This is a genomic window from Pseudomonas sp. G(2018) (assembly GCF_005502415.1).
In the GTDB taxonomy this organism is placed as follows: Bacteria; Pseudomonadota; Gammaproteobacteria; order Pseudomonadales; family Pseudomonadaceae; genus Aquipseudomonas.
This window is the reverse complement of the sequence record NZ_SCOO01000046.1, coordinates 1-18859: the sequence shown is the minus strand read 5'-3', so window position 1 is coordinate 18859 and position 18859 is coordinate 1. Positions and strand designations below refer to the sequence as shown.

General features: G+C 57.9%; 11 protein-coding genes and 1 pseudogene. 5 read left to right on the top strand and 7 right to left on the bottom strand.

The window, feature by feature from the left end:
• Positions 1–1069 precede the first annotated feature (1069 nt).
• Positions 1070–1516, top strand: a complete 447-nt coding sequence (locus FFS64_RS31900; RefSeq protein ID WP_256660564.1) for a hypothetical protein — start codon at positions 1070–1072, stop codon at positions 1514–1516.
• A 95-nt stretch (positions 1517–1611) separates the two neighbouring features.
• On the opposite strand, the gene FFS64_RS31895 is transcribed toward FFS64_RS31900, so the two are convergent.
• Positions 1612–1821, bottom strand: a complete 210-nt coding sequence (locus FFS64_RS31895) for a hypothetical protein (protein ID WP_137808057.1) — start codon at positions 1819–1821, stop codon at positions 1612–1614.
• Positions 1822–1927: 106 nt separating this feature from the next.
• Here FFS64_RS31895 and FFS64_RS28275 point away from each other — a divergent pair, with 106 nt between their 5' ends.
• Both FFS64_RS28275 and FFS64_RS28270 read left to right on the top strand, forming a co-directional pair.
• On the top strand, positions 1928–2710 hold the full coding sequence (locus FFS64_RS28275; protein WP_137808046.1) for an NAD-dependent protein deacylase: 783 nt from the start codon (positions 1928–1930) through the stop codon (positions 2708–2710).
• A 162-nt stretch (positions 2711–2872) separates the two neighbouring features.
• Positions 2873–3106, top strand: coding sequence for a BPSL0761 family protein (locus tag FFS64_RS28270; RefSeq protein ID WP_137808045.1), 234 nt, complete (start codon positions 2873–2875; stop codon positions 3104–3106).
• A gap of 242 nt (positions 3107–3348) precedes the next feature.
• Here FFS64_RS28270 and FFS64_RS28265 read toward each other — a convergent pair.
• Both FFS64_RS28265 and arsN2 read right to left on the bottom strand, forming a co-directional pair.
• Positions 3349–3524, bottom strand: a pseudogene (locus tag FFS64_RS28265) (MarR family transcriptional regulator); the annotation flags it as partial.
• 385 nt (positions 3525–3909) lie between these two features.
• Positions 3910–4359 (bottom strand): arsenic resistance N-acetyltransferase ArsN2, encoded by a 450-nt coding sequence (arsN2, locus tag FFS64_RS28260; RefSeq protein ID WP_256660563.1) that lies wholly within the window; start codon positions 4357–4359, stop codon positions 3910–3912.
• Positions 4360–4522: 163 nt separating this feature from the next.
• On the opposite strand from arsN2, the gene FFS64_RS28255 reads away from it, so the two are divergent.
• Positions 4523–5959, top strand: coding sequence for an IS1182 family transposase (locus FFS64_RS28255; protein WP_137808044.1), 1437 nt, complete (start codon positions 4523–4525; stop codon positions 5957–5959).
• Between the two features lie 224 nt (positions 5960–6183).
• Here FFS64_RS28255 and FFS64_RS28250 read toward each other — a convergent pair whose 3' ends face one another.
• From FFS64_RS28250 to FFS64_RS28230, 4 genes are all read right to left on the bottom strand, one after another.
• Positions 6184–6669, bottom strand: a complete 486-nt coding sequence (locus FFS64_RS28250) for a DUF6130 family protein (protein ID WP_137808055.1) — start codon at positions 6667–6669, stop codon at positions 6184–6186.
• Positions 6670–7215: 546 nt separating this feature from the next.
• Positions 7216–7941: a Crp/Fnr family transcriptional regulator gene (locus FFS64_RS28240; protein ID WP_137808042.1), complete on the bottom strand. Its 726-nt coding sequence runs from the start codon at positions 7939–7941 to the stop codon at positions 7216–7218.
• A 76-nt stretch (positions 7942–8017) separates the two neighbouring features.
• Complete coding sequence (locus FFS64_RS28235; protein WP_137808041.1) at positions 8018–16657, bottom strand: GH36-type glycosyl hydrolase domain-containing protein; 8640 nt, start codon at positions 16655–16657, stop codon at positions 8018–8020.
• A gap of 271 nt (positions 16658–16928) precedes the next feature.
• Positions 16929–18053: a sensor histidine kinase gene (locus FFS64_RS28230; protein WP_137808040.1), complete on the bottom strand. Its 1125-nt coding sequence runs from the start codon at positions 18051–18053 to the stop codon at positions 16929–16931.
• A 181-nt stretch (positions 18054–18234) separates the two neighbouring features.
• Between FFS64_RS28230 and FFS64_RS28225 the strand changes: the two genes are divergently transcribed.
• Positions 18235–18594 carry a response regulator gene (locus tag FFS64_RS28225; RefSeq protein ID WP_137808039.1) on the top strand — a complete coding sequence of 120 codons (360 nt, stop codon included), beginning with the start codon at positions 18235–18237 and terminating at the stop codon, positions 18592–18594.
• Positions 18595–18859: the final 265 nt, after the last annotated feature.

Genomic DNA, 18859 nt, shown 5'->3' with positions numbered 1-18859 from the left:
CTGTGCTGTGCTGTTTGAGAGAAATTATAAGCTTGAGGTCGGGATCTAGTTAGCAGTTGCGCGCGTCACTTTTTTTCAATTAGTCGAGAGTAGCAATGGGTTAGCAACGTGCGAAGCACCATGTATTTATCTGTCGTCATTGTGGCAAAAATTTAATGTAATTATAAAATTTGGATCCAATTTGATATGTTCGACGTGCATATCTTCATCTCTTGGGATTGCGGTAGATCTGCAACATGCTCGATTTTCGCATTAGGGCTTAGTGATGCCATTGTGCCAGGCGGCGCATTGTTTTGCAGTGTATTACGTAGCATGTAATTATGCTGTACAAAAGCGGCTACCAAACAACTGTTTTGCAAAGTTACTGACGTGGGGTAATTGAATGTTACCCCAGGTGATGACCGTTTATCGGGAAAATAGTCGGAAATTCGGTATCAGTTGACGGCTAGCCAGCGATTATTCAGGGCATAAACCCTCGCGCTCATTCGCCTCCATGACCGCTTTACTTATAACCTAGGCTTAACTTCCAAGAAGTTTTGATGCCCATTGGGCGTTTAATACTCCAGTATCGGCAGCTGCTTAGTTACATACAATAATACGACACCTTGCAAAAGTATGCCGCTGTCTTCCCGCTGCGCAGTGAATAGGCGTTCGACGGATGCTAAAGCCGCACGCCCTCACGGCTGTTTCGTAGCGGCTGGAGTGGCCGTTCCTCGTTGTTTAATGCCTGCCCTGAGCTGAAGGGTTAGCCGAATGCGTCATGCGCGGAGGTAGTCGAGCTTGAGCTGGGCCAGACTCAAAGGCGGCCTCGACGGCTTAATGGCTGAGGAGGGGCCTGGTCGAAGCGTTCACCCCGGCGACGGTCTTCGACGCGGTCATCCTGGCTCTGGTTGGCGTATGGACTGCCGCGAACGTACACAGGATTCCGGTGGTTTCATTGGTCATACGCTTGCAGTATGTTGGACTTCGCTGCCGCATTGATCTAATGACGGCCACCTGATAACGATTGGCCGGACGTGGGTGTACGGTCTCGCTCATCACGGCGTTCCACTCGCTGCGGGAGTCCAAGATGTCTGATCAGCCTCTGAGATACGGTACGTACCAATGGTTTGAAGAAACCGCGGAGGAGCTTCCGCTCAACGCGAGTGAGATCGAGGTGCGCCTGGCCATCGCCGAGTTCGTGTTACGGCGGGTGGCCGGCACACCCGCCGGGGAAGAAATTTTCAATGGGTTGTTTAAGCTTTTTGAGAATCGATATCCCCACCACAAACTGCTTTCGCATTATTTGCTCAGCCCTGGCTACTTGCCCCCGGACGCCGAGGACCTTGAGCCAGAGGCGGAGGAAAATACTTTGGGATTTGGTGGAGTCGATGAGCGGTTGGTCAATAACCTGCGCCATCGCGATGAAAGCCAGGAGCCATCCGGCCCGCTGGCGGGACTAGGGACGGATCTCCCACCTGGCGGCACTCGTCGTCGAAAACCGAATGTCCGCAGTCCTGGCAGTGACAAAGGTTGATCGACAGACGATGACGGCTCGTCTCCGGCGTGATGAAGGGGGTAATTCACTCCCCCCGATGTAGCGTTTCGTGGGGTACAGCTCGCTTTCGATCTTCACTCGGGCGTCATCATTACCGCGAGGGTCAGCTTGATGAATTCTTCATTTCGGTCGATCGCCACCAGGGCGCCGCGTACGTTATCCGCGACTTCAACTGCACCACGCTGCTCTACCCAGTTTGAAAGTTCTAGGATGGCCGCTTCCAGGGCCAGTTGGTTTTCATTGAGCTTGGACAGCAGGGACGGCAGCAGGTCTGAGGTGGGAATGGTGTTTCCTCCGTGAAGGGCAAAGCGTAGCAGGGCGTGGCGGCCTTCGATGACATTAGCGGGCAGTTGCTACTTGTGGAAAGCAACTGTGGCTGGGAGGGGTAGCATGACGGTCATAGAGCAAGCGGTAGACGCACTGCAAAAGGCCAGGAAGGTGGTCTTTTTCACCGGCGCTGGCATCTCCGCCGATAGCGGCGTTCCCACGTACCGCGAAAAACTGTCTGGAATCTGGACAGGATACGATCCAAGGTATTTGGAGACGGCCAAGGCCTTTCGGGATAACCCCGCCTTGGTCTGGGGATGGTATCTGTGGCGGCGGCTCCGCGTTGCTCAAGCAGAGCCCAATGCCGCACATCGTGCAATACCTCGTCTGGCTAACTCACAACGCCAAGTGTCTGTTATCACCCAGAATATTGACGACCTCCATGAGCGAGCCGGCTCGTTGAATGTGGTGCATCTGCATGGCAGTTTGGCCATGCCCAAGTGCTTCGCCTGCCATCGACCTGCGGTTGTGTCGCCCGATCAATCAGCAGTGCCGGATGAAGGCGCTTTGATTGACCCTCCTAGGTGTCAGCGTTGTAACGGCAAGATGCGTCCTGCAGTGGTCTGGTACGCTGAGGATTTACCAGCCCAGGCTTGGAAAACTGCGGTGCAGCTGGTGAAAGATTGCGATCTGCTGGTCTCAGTCGGCACCTCCGGGATCGTCATGCCTGCCGCAGGCCTTCCCGATCTTGCGTTGGCTTCTGGAGCATCGGTCATTCATGTGAACAAGGTCGACGTTGCAATGGGTGAACCGAAGGAATTCATGCTGATGGGGACTGCCGCCGAAGTACTGTCGATACTGCTCGAAAGGATTGAGATGGGTAAGACCAGGAAGCTTGAGCTTTGAAGCTGCGTTTCGAACACGCGTTTCTGATCTGCCCATTAAACCGCTACAGGCGGACGCTTAGGACGCAGGTTTATAGGGAATTATAGAGCGATTATAGAGCTATAGATGACCGAATCCGATCGCCTTGTATTGGATTGGCGATCGCAACGCGTGGAGGCTTAAATGACGATGCCATTTGAACGGAGCAGGTCCGTCGCACAAACTCATGCTTTCCTGACGGAACTTGCTCGCGACACAGAAGTGCCCGAGCGGATTAGACAAAACGCTCACTTCCTGTTGCGCCACTTCCCGACTAAACAAGATGTGCTTCAGGCTGGCCGAATTGAGGAACAAGCGAAAAAATTAGGGATAGGTGTATTTGGCCCCGTTTTTTGCTCCTCAACTGAAGACTGGTAGCAGCCCATCACAGCAGGCAACTTCCGATCCACACGGTGACCGTGCTACGGCCTGCGGGTTAATAGCTGTAAAACGTGGTTAATCACCGCAAGATGTAGGCGGTTTAACAGGTTTGAGAAAGCAAGATTCTCAAACCCAAGGGCATTTTCGCGCGCGAAGGCTGAAGGGGCGGTACGCCGAGGAGGTGAGGGAGCGTGATTTACGGAAAGCTCAGATGGATCGGGTCCGCAACAAGTCAGTCTTCAGGTCAGATAAATTTTCTTAAGCAGCCGCATTAACTTAATGCGCTCCATTTCGTCGAGGGCAGAATTGGCATCCATGTCGCTTTCGGCGCGATCAGTTTCAACTCCTTGAGCAGCGTCTCTCCGATCTTGCTGAGGAATATCCCATAAGAGCGTTTGTCCGGTTTGCAGCGTAATGTCCTCAACGAGCGTTTCACATGTATCAGCGAGAGGCTATTCCCAGACTGACCTATGAGTGGGCGCCATCGTTGGGGCCATTTAGTGGAAGCCCCAATCAACCCGAACAGTCTCTCACGCATTTTGCGGCTGGCGTTTGTGCGCAGCGGTGCGTCTGGCGAGGGATACACCGCGCATTCACTGCGACGAGGTTTTGCTACCTGGGCCAGTCGCAACCATGGATCGCTTTTCTTCTTTCGATTGCTATTCCTCCATACCTTCAGAAAACTATGTGAAACGTCATCGTCCTCTCGGCCGACCCAAACCCGACCATTCGCGATAGGCAGAAAACGGCCATAAGCGGGCGTTCGCTAATAATGACCCAGTAGCGCTGTGATAACTCACTCAGCGCAGAAGGGATCTGCTTAACGTTTTCCGCAGGTAGCTTGCTGACGAAGGGCACAAATGCTTGAACTGAGCTGTCTGGGAAATTGCGACAGGTGCCTTATTCCTATCAAGCAGTTCGTACCCGTTGGCCGTGAAAAAATCAACAGCACTTTGGGTCAACAAATGCAGTCGGGCTGCGCCTCGGGAGACCGCGTATTGTTCCAGTTCCGACAACACTACCGAACCCAGCCCTGCTCCACGATGCTCCTCGCAAACGACCATAGATCGCAGCAGGAGATCGGGACCAGTACCCTCCAACCCTCCATAAGCAACCAATTCCCCATCCACGTCGAATCGGTAAAACTGCCGCCCGGGATCGCTCACATCATCGTAGGGCAATCCAGCTTGACTCAGGGACGCACGGAGCTGATTCAAACCGCTCGCTTCTACTTCAATCATCTGCATCATCAGTGCTCTTATAGGCTCTCTGACACTCAATGCTAGCAGGCTCAATCCATATCACCGATCAATCGACAACGGCACCTGAATTCGTCCGCTTTAGGTCCAGGCTGTGTGAAAACACCCGCAATTGTCTAATCTTCTGATCGTCGAGATCGTAGCGGGGGCGATCATGAAGCGATTCATTGAAGGTGAGGCTCGGACGCAAGTCACCTTGCTGCCGGAGTGTCTGGACGATTACGTAGCCGAAGAAAATCCAGTGCGCGTGGTCGATGTTTTCGTCGATGAACTCGACCTCGGTGCACTTGGGTTTGAAGGCGTTGATCCTGCTGCAACGGGGCGTCCGGCCTACCATCCTGCGATCTTGCTGAAGATCTATATCTACGGCTATCTCAATCGGATTCAGTCCACCCGCCGGCTTGAGCGTGAGGCCCAGCGTAACGTCGAGTTGATGTGGCTGACGGGGCGTTTGGCTCCAGATTTCAAAACCATCGCTGACTTTCGCAAAGACAACGGCAAGGCTATTCGCAGTGTCTGCCGGCAATTTGTGGTGCTTTGTCGCAACCTTAATCTCTTCTCCCAATCGATCATCGCCATCGACGGCAGCAAATTCAAAGCCGTCAATAATCGCGACCGCAACTTCACTCAGGGCAAGGTGAAGGCACGCATGCAGCAGATCGAACAGAGCATTGATCGATATCTGGCGGCGATGGATTCGGCGGATCGGGCAACGCCCGAAGTGGCCGAGGCCAAAGCAGAGCGGCTGAAAGAAAAGATAGAAACACTGAAAAAGCAGATGCAGAAACTCAAGGACATCGAGGCGCAGCTCCACGACAGTCCAGACCAGCAGATTTCCCTCACAGACCCAGATGCACGCTCAATGGCCACGAGCGGCCGAGGCACCGGAACGGTTGGATACAACGTACAAACAGCTGTCGACGATAAACACCATCTGATCATTGCCCATGAGGTGACCAACGTTGGCAATGACCGTGGGCAACTGAGCAATATGGCGAACCAGGCGCGTGAAGAGATCGGCGCTGAGTCGCTGACGGTGGTGGCCGACCGAGGCTATTACAAAGGTCTGGAAATCCTTGCTTGCGAGCAAGCCGGCATCACTACTTTCGTGCCGAAACCCCTGACCTCGGGCAGCAAAGCCGAAGGCCGATTCGGTAAGCAGGATTTCATCTACGTTGCTGCATCGGACGCGTATCGATGCCCTGCGGGACAGTTACTGACCCGGCGGCATTCGTCGATGGAAGACGGCATGTTGTTGCATTGTTACTACTTCTCAGGCTGCCAGTCCTGCGCTATGCAAAAGCAATGTACGACGGGAAAGGAGCGCCGTGTGAGGCGCTGGGAACATGAAGCTGTAGTCGATACGATGCAGGTTCGGCTGGAACATGACCCGGGGAAGATGAGGGTTCGCCGCCAGACTGTTGAGCATCCTTTTGGAACGCTCAAGTACTGGATGGGAGCCACCCACTTCCTGACCAAAACCCTATCGAGGGTGAGCACCGAAATGAGCCTTCATGTGCTCGCCTACAACCTCAAACGAATGATGAGCATCTTCGGCATCGCAGGACTGCTTGAGGTGATCAGGGCTTGAATCCAGCCGCTTGCTCGCTCGTTAGTTGCCGTTTGGGCCGCTGACGCGGCCCAAACGGCATTACGAACGTCTATGTAGCTGACCAGGGCAATTCGCGCTTCCGCCCACTGATTCCACAGGCAGTCCTCGCAACTTTCAGTTTTCGACGTATTTAGTGCGTTTTCACACAGCCTGGGTCGGTTAGCGACCACCTAACACTGTCACTGATCCACCCTTGTCCATAGTTATGGTTTTACTGGGTGAGTATCGTCAATGTGTGGGGCGTCGGTTGGTTTCTTCTCCGGAACTGTAAAACTCACGATCGTACTGGTGAGGATTTTGTGAGTCGGGTCGGCCACTTCAAGAAGTACCTTGTGAGTGCCGGGCTTGAGTCCGACCAAGATAATCGGGTCTTCACTGGTGTGCGCCCATGTACCGTTCCAGTCGTCAATGGTCACGTGAAGGTGACCAAGACGTGGTGATACATCAGCCGCTGCTTTACCAAATACCGGCATGATTCTGGCGTGCTCTGTTCGATACTGGATAATCACGACTCCGCGGGCGAGCGGCTCGGCAAGCGGCGGATAGGCAATGAGCGTCGGCACCGTCTCGGATTCCAATGGAAGTATTGCCGGTGGGTGATTGGTGTCTGCTGATCCTTGACCAAACGCAACTGTGCAAAAGAAGACACCCAAAGCAAGGGCCGATAGATTTCCGAGAGCGAGGGACATGGTGTTTTTCTCCCACTTAGTTTCATTTAAGCCTAGATCAAACCAAGTACTGTCCAGTGCTTCTTCGAAATCGCCATCCTCCACTTTTTTCCATCAACCGGTTGAATCCACAGCCGATTGCTGCCCATCAGTAAGCGTAGCAACCGACCCAGGCACGTCATAGGGCATTTGGAGTCACCTGATCGTCTTCGCAGGATGCGGAAATGGGTTATCCCACCAGTTTTAGAACGTTTTATCCTGAATTTTTCTTTCGATGATCGAACTCAATTCCCGAAGCAAATATTGGGCATGCATCCGGATGGATTTGCAGTCTCGCTCATGACTGAATGCTCCAGCGTCTGTGAAGTGTTGGACAAACCCACAGCAACGGCAGCTCACCAAGGGACCCTCGAGTCGCCAATACTTGTTCCAGATCTGCAGCGGAAAGTAGATTGTCGGCATTGCTGTGCCCGCCTGTGAGTGAGGTGCGCACTCTATGTGCAGGGCACGGTAGACAGGGCGGGTCGTCTGAGGGTTCCAGAATGCTTTCGACGATCAGCTTCCGTCTCATTCGTCCTGACGGCGGGTATAATGCAGGAGCCGGTCTGTCTCGGTCTTGACCACCAGGTAGCACTCGCAACTGAGGCGTTCGAGGCGGGCTCGGTCCAGCACTGTGATCTGTCCCCGGCTGTACTCGATGACACCTTGGCGCTGCAGTTTGCCGGCCGCTTCGGTGACGCCTTCGCGGCGCACGCCCAGCATGTTGGCGATCAGTTCCTGGGTCATGTTCAGGCGGTTACCGTGCAGGCGATCCAGCGACAACAGCAGCCATCGGCATAATTGCTGATCGATCGAATGATGGCGGTTGCACAGGGCGGTCTGTGACATTTGGGTGATCAGTGCCTGGGTGTAACGCAGCATCAACAGGAGCAGATCGCCGTGACGGTTGAACTCATTCTTGAGCTTTTGCCCGGGCAGGCGAAACGCAACCCCGGCACTCTGCACTACCGCCCGGCTGGAGGTGCTTTCGCCGCCCATGAACAGGGCGATGCCGATCAACCCTTCGTTGCCGACCACGGCGATCTCCGCTGACGAGCCGTTTTCCGTGACATGCAGCAGCGAAACGATGGCGTCGGTCGGGAAGTAAACGTGTCGCAGGGTATCCCCCGGTTCGTACAACACATCCCCCAGCCCCAGGCTGACCTGCTCCAGATGCGGAGCCAGGCGCTGGAGGTCGTAGGCTGGCAGCGCCGCGAGCAGGTGATTGTGGCTTGGCTGGGGTGAGGCGGGCATGAGCAAGGCACCGTGGCGGAGGAGGGGTTTACCGTCTCAGGGTACTCCCATGCACGCCACGGCTGGGGATCAATGTCTACTCATCGACGACCTGCGCGTATTCCAGCGCCTGAGGCCTGGGTAATCGGGCGCGGCAATCCACGCGAATCCAGCGCTCCAGGCCGTCGTCTTTCAGTGTTAGTGCCGTGCCACTTAATGGCTGACCGTCGAGGGTCATCAAGGTCAGGGGCGAGCTGCCCTGACGCACATCGAAGTGGTACAAGGTTGAGCCGAAGCGATAGTGCAGCTTGAAGCCCGGCCAGTCGACGGGTATCAGCGGATCAATGCTGAGCGTGCGACCGCTGCGTTGTACGCCCAGCAATGACTCGACAATCAGCCGGTACATCCAGCCGGCCGAACCGGTGTACCAGGTCCAGCCACCGCGGCCGGCATGGGGAGCTGTGCCGTAGACATCGGCGGCCATGACATAGGGCTCGACCTTGTAGATGTCTATACGAGCGACGTTGGCAGGGGCGGCGGGGTTGATCAGATTCAGCACTTCCCAGGCTTTGCCGGCATCGCCCAGTTGCGCGAACGCCATGCCCGCCCAAACGGCAGCATGGGTGTACTGCCCGCCATTCTCGCGCACGCCAGGCACGTAACCCTTAATATAGCCCGGGTCCAGCGCACCCTTGTCAAACGGTGGGTCAAGCAGCAGCACGGCGCGGATGTCGCGTTTGATCAGGTGTTCATCCAGTGCCTGCATGGCCTTGACTTGGCGCACGGCAGAGCCGGCCCCGGACAGCACCGACCAGCTTTGCGCGATGGAATCAATGCGACACTCATCGTTGCTCGCCGAGCCGAGCAGTTGCCCGTCGTCGAACCAGGCGCGGCGATACCAGGCGCCATCCCAGGCACTTTGCTCAAGGTTGCGTTGCAGCGTCACTGCACAGTCGCTGCAGCGTTTGGCGAAGGCGTGATCACCGTGCAGGCGAGCAGTCACCGCAAATTGCTCCAGCACCTGATAGCTGAAGAAGCCCAGCCAGACACTTTCACCTTCACCCAGTTGGCCGACGCGATTCATGCCGTCGTTCCAGTCGCCGGAGCCCATCAGCGGCAAGCCGTGATGACCACGGCGCAGGCTATGTTCGATGGCACGCACGCAGTGTCGATACAGCGACTCTTGCAGTGACGAGGCCACCGGCAGGTCATAGTAAGACTCTTCGCCAGCCGCCAACGGGCGTCCTTCCAGATAGCCGACCGGCTCCTCCAGCACCGCCACGTCCGCGGTCATTTCGACATAGCGGTTGGTGGCGGCCACCAGCCACAGAAAGTCGTCGGAGCAGGCCGTACGAACGCCTCGATTCATCGGCGGATGCCACCAGTGCTGCACGTCGCCCTCCACATACTGATGGCCCGCACAAAGCAACAGATGCGCGCGCACGGCCGCGGGAGCCGTATGAATCATCGCCATGCTGTCCTGCAACTGATCGCGAAAACCGATCGCACCACCCGATTGGTAATAGCCGCTGCGGGCCTGGAAACGGCAGGCGATGACCTGATACATCAGCCAGCCGTTGACCATGACATCCACCGCAGGCGCGGAGGTTTCGATACGAATCACCCCAAGCAATGAGCGCCAGTGATCCCGGACTTTCTGTAACTGCTCGGCGGCGGCCAGGCTGCCCCGATAGTGCTGCACCTGCCGGGTGGCGTCGTTGCTCGAGGCGGCGGCCCCCAGGCGCAGGATGACTTCCTTGCTCTCGCCAACGGCCAGATCGACCGACACTTGCAGGGCGGCACAAGGGTCCAGGCCGCCGCCCATGCGCCCGGACAATCCGGCGTGCTGCATCGCTGCCGGCGAGGCCAGGGTGCCACTGCGGCCAACGAATTCGGTACGGTCACCGCTGACACCGTGATCGATCGTGTCGGTGTCGAAGAATGCCACTTGCTCGGAAAACTCCACCGAGTAAGCGTTGCGGGCGAAGAGGGCACCGGTGGCCGGGTCGGACTGGGTGACCAAATGCATCGCCGACTTGCTGCGCAGATCGCCCAGCACCCATTCCACATAACCGGTGACCGACAGTGATCGGCTGCGCCCCGAGCGGTTGCTGAGCAATAATCGCGAGAATTTGATCGGTGCATCCAGCGCCACATAGATCCACAACTCGCTGTAGATGCCGTCTTCTTCATGTTCGAACACGCTGTAACCGAAACCGTGTCGGGTCTGGTAGGAGCCTTTTCCGGGGCAGGGTTGCGGTGCGGCAGACCAGAAGTGCCCGGTCTCCTCATCACGCAGGTAAATGGCTTCCCCGCCGCGATCGGTGACGGGGTCGTTGTGCCAGGGCGTCAGGCGAAACTCATGGGCGTTTTCGGCCCATGTATAGGCGCTGCCGGTTTCCGAGACCACCGTGCCGAACTGTGCATTGGCGATCACATTGACCCACGGTGCGGGCGTCGGCTGGGTCGCCAGCCCGCTGATGATGTACTCGCTGCCATCGGCGCTGAAGCCGCCATACGCGTTGCCCAGCAGCAGTGCCGAAGGCTTGGGCCGAATCAGCGCCGGGCCTGCCTGATAGTGCCGCGTTGCAACGAATGGCGCGTGCTCCGGCGAGACCTTGCGGCGATGAATCTGTTCGGCCAGGCTGCCCGAACCTTCGTTCAATACCAGCCTGGCCACCGAGAGCACCAGCACGCGATCTTCGCTCGACAGCTGTTGCACCGCCCGCACAAAAATTCCGCCCGGACGATCCAGCAGCGTGGCTTCACTGCCGGAGGTGATCAACCCCATGATCGCGTCCTGCAGTTGCTGGCGATAACCGGCCTGGTCTTCGTTCCAGATCAACAGATCGACCACCAGACCCTTTTGCCGCCAGTAGGCGTGGGCCTGAATCAACTGCCGTACCAGGGCGATGTTGTCCAGGCTCTGGATCTGCAGCAAGACTATCGGCAGGTCGCCGGAGATGGCCTGGCCCCAGAGCCCTGACTGATTGCGCCGATTGGCTATCAGCACGGCGTTGTCGGCGCGCATCGAGGCGTTGGCATACAGCAGCGACGAGGCCATCTGTTCGAACAGACGGGCGTCGGGCAGCGAGATGTTGAGCTGGCGCAGCAGCACCTGGCTGTGGGTCCAGGACAGGTCGAACACCCGGTCGGCGAGGTGGCGGTCGCGGTATTTGTTAATCAGGTAGAGGCAGTCATCACGGGTGTCGGCGACGCCGGTGACCAGGTCGATGGTGGCCTGCTGGCCAGGTTGCAGGGTAATCCTGCAGCGAATCGCGACCACCGGGTCCAGCACCGGGCCTGCACTGCCTGACAGGTGCTGGCAATCGGCATCCAGGGCGGCAGGTGACACCAAAGTGCGCGCGCGGCCGATAAACCGGGCGCGATCGGTTTCATAGGAGATCGCATCGATGTCCACGCCGTGGGCCGCCAGCAAATGGCACATCCACGGCGTCGCTTCATCGCTGGCCCGGGGACGGCGGCTGCAGACGATGGCCTGGAGCGCCGGCAGCAGTTCGGTCTGCACGAACAGCTTGCTGAACGCCGGGTGCATGGCATCGCTGGCCGGGGACGTCAGCACCACTTCGGCATAGGTGGTGATTTCCAGCGTCTTGGCCGTTGACGCGCGGTTGGTGACGCGCAGGCGGCGCAGTTCGATGTCGTCCTCAGGCGAAACGACAATCTCCATGTGCGTGTCGAAATCTAGGTTGCGCGCCCGGAACTCTGCCCGGGAGTCGCTGAAGATCGCCTCGTGGCTTTCGGGTTGACGCAGCGTGGGTTGGTGCGCGGCGGACCAGACCGCATTGGAGTGCACATCGCGCAGGTAGCAGAACATCCCCCAGTTGTCCTGGGAAATGTCTTCCTGCCAACGGGTGACGGCCATGTCATGGCGACGGCTGTAACCACCGCCACCGCTGGTCAGCATGACGTGGTAGCGACCGTTGGAAAGCAGTTGCACGGCAGGGCGTTTGCGACCGGGGTCAGCGAACACCCGAAGCCCGGCATCCTGGCCTTGGCCGGCATCGCCGAGCACCGGCGACTGTGCGGTTTGCAGATACGGCGCAGCGGATTTCGGCACCCGTTCCTGCAACAGCAGCAGGGCCGATTGCAGCGCCGGGTCGGCCTCGAAGCGGCGTTGCATGGGTTGATCGAGCAAGCGGCTGGTCAAGGCCAGCAGGCTCATGCCCTGGTGGTGCGCCATGAACGAGCGGACCACGGCGTGGGTCTGGCCGCGCGGCAAGCGGGCCTCGGTGTAGTCCACCGCCTCATACAAACCGAAGCGCCCCGAGGAGCCTTGCAGGGCAAGCCGTTGCAGGTTTTTGCAAGCCGCATCAGCGTCGACCATCAACGCCAGGGCGCTGGCGTAGGGCGCGATCACCACGTCATTGCTCAGCCCGCGCTGCAGCCCCAGGGCCTGAACCCCGAAGGCGCGATATTGATAATTGAAATGGGCATCGAGGGTGTAATAACCCGACTCCGAAACACCCCAGGGAATGCCCAGCAGATTGCCGTGTTCGATCTGCACCGCCACGGCGGCGCGGCACGTTTGGTCCAGCAGGCTGCCGTCATAGTTGGGCATCACCAGCATCGGCATCAAGTATTCAAACATCGAGCCCGACCAGGACAGCAACGTCGGTACGCCAGCGTTTTCACCTAGCAGCCTGCCGAGGGTGAACCAGGCGCGTTGAGGAATTTGTCCTTGGGCGATGGCCACGTAATTGGTCAGCCGCACTTCGGAGGCCAGCAGATCGTAGTAACCGCTGTCGAGCCGGCGGTCTTCGGTGTTGTAACCGATGACGAAGAGGTCGCGCTGGTGGTCGAACAGCAACGAGAAATCCATCTGCGCCAGTGACGTCGACAACGCGGCCAGACGCTCGAGAGTTTGCAGGCTGTTACTGGCTGCACTGCGTACGCGCTCGACTTGAAGTTGATGCTCCGTGGCCCAGTCGGCTTGGTTCAGGTCTGCCAGCTGACGCAAGCTGTCAGACACCGGGTCAGTGCCGGGCAAGGGGGCAGGGAGGCGGTAGCGTTGTAGTTCATCTGTCCAGTCGAGACATTGACGGTTGAACAGGTCGCGCCAGTATAGGCTCTCTTCATCGTGGCCCGCGGGTGTGTCCGCGACCCGGATGCGAGCGGCGTGCAACAGGTCTTCCAGCCCCAGGGGGGCCTGTTCAAGCATTGTTCGCACTTCATTGACGGCCGTTTCATCCGCACCCGCCGCACGTTGGGCCTCTGCCAATATATCCAGGGTGTCGCGCAGGCCCTTGACCACCGCAGGGCCGAACATCGGGGCGTCTGCCAGTTGTGTAAGGCCCGCGCTCAAAGTAAGTAGCAAACCCGCCAGGTTTCCGCTGTCGACAGTGGAAACATAGTGGGGGTTCAGCGGCTCCAGCGTCTGTGTGTCGTACCAGTTGTAGAAGTGCTGCCGATGCCGCTCCAGGCCGTCCATGCTCTCGAGTGACGCGGCCAGCCGTGTCAGCATCCGCTCGGTGCTCAGGTAAGCGAAATCGTGAGCGGCCAGGTGGGCCAGCAAGGCCATGCCCATGTTGGTCGGCGAGGTGCGATGGGCAATGGCGGGCTTGGGTTCTTCCTGCACGTTGTCCGGCGGCAGCCAATGATCCTGAGGTCCTACGTAGTGATCGAAGAACGCCCAGGTTCGGCGCGCCAGCAGGCGCAGGAAGCGCAAGTCCTCGGTCGACGGCGCGAACACAGATTGCCGGGGGGCCGAGCTCAGTCGCCAGGCGATCCAGGGGCCGATAAACCACGACAGCAGCAGGGGACTGGCGATGGCCAGTGTCTGCGGCTGATCCGCCAGCAGGGCTAGCGAGACCAGGGCCGATACTGGTTCGATCCACATCTGGCGATAGAGGCCGGACAACCGGTTTTCAGTACTGCGCTCCACTTCGCGCGAGGGCTGCCATTGCAGCAGCCGACGGCGGCTGAAGCCGATTCGCCAGAGCGAACGCAGGATGGCATCGGCGCTGTAGAACATCTCGTAGGGCAGCCAGGCGATCGCCAGGCAAGCCCGAGCCAGGTCCTGGCCCAGATCGCCGAGCAACGCTCGCACATATTGTTTATAGGGCACATCGGCGAGGGGTTGCAGCAGGTCGGTCACCGTACGCAGCAGCGGTTGAATCACCAGCAACCCGATGACGGTGAGCGTCCAGCCCAGGGGCGCACTGCTGGCAAACCATCCCCATGAAAGCATCAGCAACAGCGCCAGCGGTTCCAGGCTGCGGCGCAGGTTGTCGAGGATCTTCCAGCGGGCCATGACGCTCAGCCGGTTGTGTACCCAGTCGCCATCGGCGTTGCGTACCCAGGGCAATATCCACGGCAGCAGTTGCCAGTCGCCGCGCACCCAGCGATGCCGTCGTTTGACATCGGCACCGAAGCGCGAGGGGTATTGCTCGTAGAGTTGCACATCGCTGAGCAGCCCGGATCGGGCATAACAGCCTTCGATCAGGTCGTGGCTGAGAATCTGGTTATCCGGCAGGCAACCTTCCAGCGCGCAGGTAAACGCATCCACGTCGTAGATGCCCTTGCCAATGAACGAGCCTTGCTGGAACAGGTCCTGGTAAACGTCCGAGACTGCGCGGGTGTAGGGATCGACACCGGCATCGCTGCCGAACAGTCGGGCGTAGATTGAACGCGTGGCGCTGGTCAGGCTGATGCCCACTCGCGGTTGCAACACCGCATAGCCGGAAACGATCTGTTCGCCAGTGGCATCGAACAACGGCCGATTCAACGGGTGCATCATTGCCGCTACGCATTGGCGGGCGACATCGCGCGGCAGCAGGGTGTCGGTGTCCAGGGTGATCACGTAACGCACGTCGCGCAACGGCGTGATGTCGCCGACGATAGCCTCGAAACGATCCTGTCCCTGGCCGCGCAGCAGGGCGTTGAGCTCGATCAGCTTGCCGCGTTTGCGCTCATGGCCCATCCACACCCGCTCGCTCGCGTTCCAGCGACGCGGCCGGTGAAGAAGGAAGAAGCGGTCGCCCAGGCCGTCCGCGTACTTCTGGTTGAGCAGGGCGATTGCACGGCTGGCCTGGGCCAGCAATTCAGCGTCTTGGGGCTCGGACGCTTGCGCGGCATCCAGGAAATCGCTAAGCAGGGCGAAATACAGGTTGTTGTCACGATTGGCGAGAAAGCGCACCTCCATGCCCTCCACCAACTCGTCCACATCGGCCAGGCTGGCGATCAGCGTCGGGATCACCACCAGGCTCCTCGCGTCATCGGGAATACCGCTGGCGTAATCCATTTTCGGCAACACCGCCGGTATCATGCTGAACGTCACCAACCAGTTGATAAGGCCGACTGCCAGGCGACTGGTCATGATTAGGCAGGGAATCGCCAGTACCAGAAGCGCCGCAGCCGCCATGCCGTCACGCTGCGCGGAGGCCAGCAGCGGCCAGGCGAAGATGAGCGTCAGAAAAGCCACCGGCGCCAGATAAAACACCAGCGGCGACTGCTGCAACAAACGTTTCCAGCGGGTATGGAACGGCACCCGGGCGTTGAGTCGTCGCTCCAGCGTCGGCAGGCCTGCGCTAATCAGGTAATACCCGACGTGACGGACCAGCACCGGGCAGGAGACGGTGGCTGTTGCGGTGGCGGCGAGATTGATCGCGGTGCGGGCGACCTGGATTTCCGAGTGCTGGGGGCTTTGGCGGGCAAGGCGTTCGATGACATGCCGGTAGCTGTCGCGAGTACTGAAATCCATCGCTGGATAAATGGCCGCCGGATCTTCCCTGAGTAACTGGTCGACATGACTCATCGACTCGACGAATTCGCGCCAGTCCGTGGCGGACAGCAGGCGCAGGCTGCCGATGCTGTTGCTGATGGACACCTGATCCGCGGCCTGTTGTTGCGCATCGAGCTGCACCTGGCGTTCGATGCTGGAACCGGTCTCACTGAGCATCTGCTCGATCCAGTTCAACGGAAGGGCCAGGGCGGCGCTCTGGCCCTGCAGGCGGCGGGTGAACTCCGCGACAAAGGCTGGGGTCATCGGCGGTGCGGAGCGAGCCATGTCGGCCACGGTCAACACCACATTCTTGATGTCACGCTCCGAGGTTTCGATCAGGCGCTCGGCCCAGTCATCGGCCAGATTGCGATCATCGGCGTTAGCCATGACCCGCGAAGCCACGCGCCGAAGGTTTTCGATCAGTGCCAGACGCAACATGATCGGTATCGCCCACAGTTCCCCCAGCGCCAGGGGCACCACGGTCTGATAGGAAAAAATGAAGCGGCTCAAGCTTTGCTCATCGACTCGGCCGTCGCCATGGGAAATGGTCTCCAGCGCGATGTCATAAACGCGAGGCAGTCCGGCGGAGGGTCCGTTGATCAGACGTGGTAATTCACGGCTGTAGCCTTTGGGCAGATGCGTCCTGGCGGTGCGGATGTGATCTTCGACCAGAAAGTAATTGTCCAGCAGCCATTCCGCTGCCGGCGTTACTCGTCGATTGGACATTTGTGCGTTGGTCAGCGCCGTGCAGCTGCGTTTGAGCAGTTGCTCGTTGTCATCGAGCCTGCTCAGCATCGAATCCCGTGCGGACAATGCGGTCAGCCGATGCTGTCGCGCCAGGGCGATGCCGTGACTGGCCATCTGATCGGCACTGAAGAGCTCCGAGCGCAAGATCGGCTCGTATGCGAATCGAGGTGGGGAAAACTGTCCGGTTCGCCAAAAGCCGGACGAGCGAGAAAACACCTCTTGTATGCGTGTCCATATGCTATTCATAAGGTCCTGTGCCTGAAACGCACGACTAAAATTGCGCGCATTTTGATAGGTGCGCCAACGCATTACGCCAGCACCGAGCAGCGCCTTCTAGACGTAGCTTTTCAGCCCCGAGTGTGAGGTCTATTAACGCTGTTCGTCTGTACGCTGGCGAACATAGCGAACGATGTCTGGAGGCACGCCGACCTCAATTTCAGGCATATGAATGGCGGTTGATAGCCTGGTTAATGAGAGCTGAATCTCCTGTCTTGTTTGAAAGATCAAGCCATGAATATTAGCGAACGGGCAAAAGCACTAGGAAAATCGTGCCCTGCTCCAGCGTCGACTCGACCTCAATTTTTCCTCCATGGCCCTCGACAATCTGAGCGGCTATGAATAAACCCAACCCCAGACCAGACGATGCTCCATGTTCTCCCTCCGAGTACTTGGAGTAACGTCCTTCCGGATTGAAGAGAGAAGGCAGTGCGTTGGGAGGAATTGGCTCTCCGTAATTTTGCACCCTAAAGCAGGCGGTCGTGCCATCCCCCTTTAGCGTGACGTTAATGGGGGAGCGCGCTTTGCCATGTCGCACGGCGTTGCCAATGAGATTCGAGAACACTTGTGCCATGCGTGATGGGTCGTACTGGCCAGTCACAGCTGCCGAGTCGGGAAATATGATTTGCGCTTTAGGGTGCGCGGTGTTGAGTTCATCCACGACTGATTGGCAAACAGATGTCAGATCTGTCTTTTCTGGGCGTACCGGGATTCCAGTGCCCAGGTTGCAGCGCGCCAAGTCAAGCAGGTCGTTTACCATCTGGTTGGCGCTTTGGACGCTGGTAGTAATTTGCGCAATTATTCTTTTTCCACGAGCACCTAGCTCCTCGGTTTGCCTCAGTAGATCGGCACCCAGGGTTACTGCGCCCAATGGTGTGCGAAGGTCGTGTCCCAGCACGCCCAAGACTGTTTTTCGAGTCGTCTCCACCGCTTGTCCATACGCTGCGATGGACTCGACAAGCGCCTGATCGATTGCTTCGTTGAATCGGATCATGTCCAAAATTTGATGGTCTTCCCCAGAATATCCTTGGGTCAGCCAGAGCCTGAGCACGCTCGACCTCAGGGCGCGATATTCGGAAACCATTTGGTCTAAGGTGAAACCCGCCATGAGGCGCGTAATGGCATGACTTTGAGCGGCCGATTCGTCATCAGTTACAGGCCCGAGCCCATGGGATTTATCGATCTGTTGCTGAGTGGTTTGAGAGGTTCGCATATCCAGCGCCACACTCTTCAAAATGTACTCGGCATGGTCTCTTAGACCCCGCGACCCCATCGCGGGCATCGGGGTGTCCACCGACCTGGCGAACTCCTCCCACGCTTGTAGAATAGGCTCCTGATTTGTGAGGATGAAATCTGCAAGGCGCATGGTAACCCTCTCGAATGTCCCATTATGATGAAGGCATCAGCCAAACAAATTTGTTCGACTAAATCAGATTAGCGGGTGGGAGAAAATCGGCCACAGGTCCAACGCCGAACACCGTTCGTCAGTTTCTCGAAACGTTGATGTTTGCATGTGCTCTTACGATGAATGCCTTGGAATTTCTGCCATGTTTCCCACAGTGCTCGTCGTAGAAGATGATGAAACTTTGCGCTCATTGACGGCTGATGCGATTTCGCTGCTGGATTTAAATGTTATTGATTGTGCAAGTGCTGACGATGCGCTGCCCAAGTTGGAGGGCTCGTCTTCAATCGCCCTGGTAATGACCGACATCTGCATGCCGGGCAGTATGGATGGACTGCAATTGGCTCAAGTGATCTGGTTACGTTGGCCTCTCTTGCCGATCATCCTTACATCAGGCAATCGGTCCCTGCCCGATGGGTTGTTGCCTTCCCATTGTTTTTTCCTGCGCAAGCCTTGGTCGCTGAATGCACTGCATCAAGCGGTTAGGTCGTGCCTGCCTGAATGAGACTATCCAGCCATTCAGCGGTACGAGTCGTTAACATTAGTCAAATTTTGCTGTTCACTTATTAGCGAACTCTGTTGAACTGTTCGGCAGATAGCTCGGTCCGACGTGTTAATCATCATTTCGAGCGAGGTCGTGGGAATAACTGAAGTTTCTGAACGAGCCCCATGAAAGACAGGACACCGTTTCCCCCTTACGATAAGGGATAGGCAAACGGTTATGTTTATGACTAAAAGCAACGATAAGAGTGGAGAGCTTTTGGGCCAGG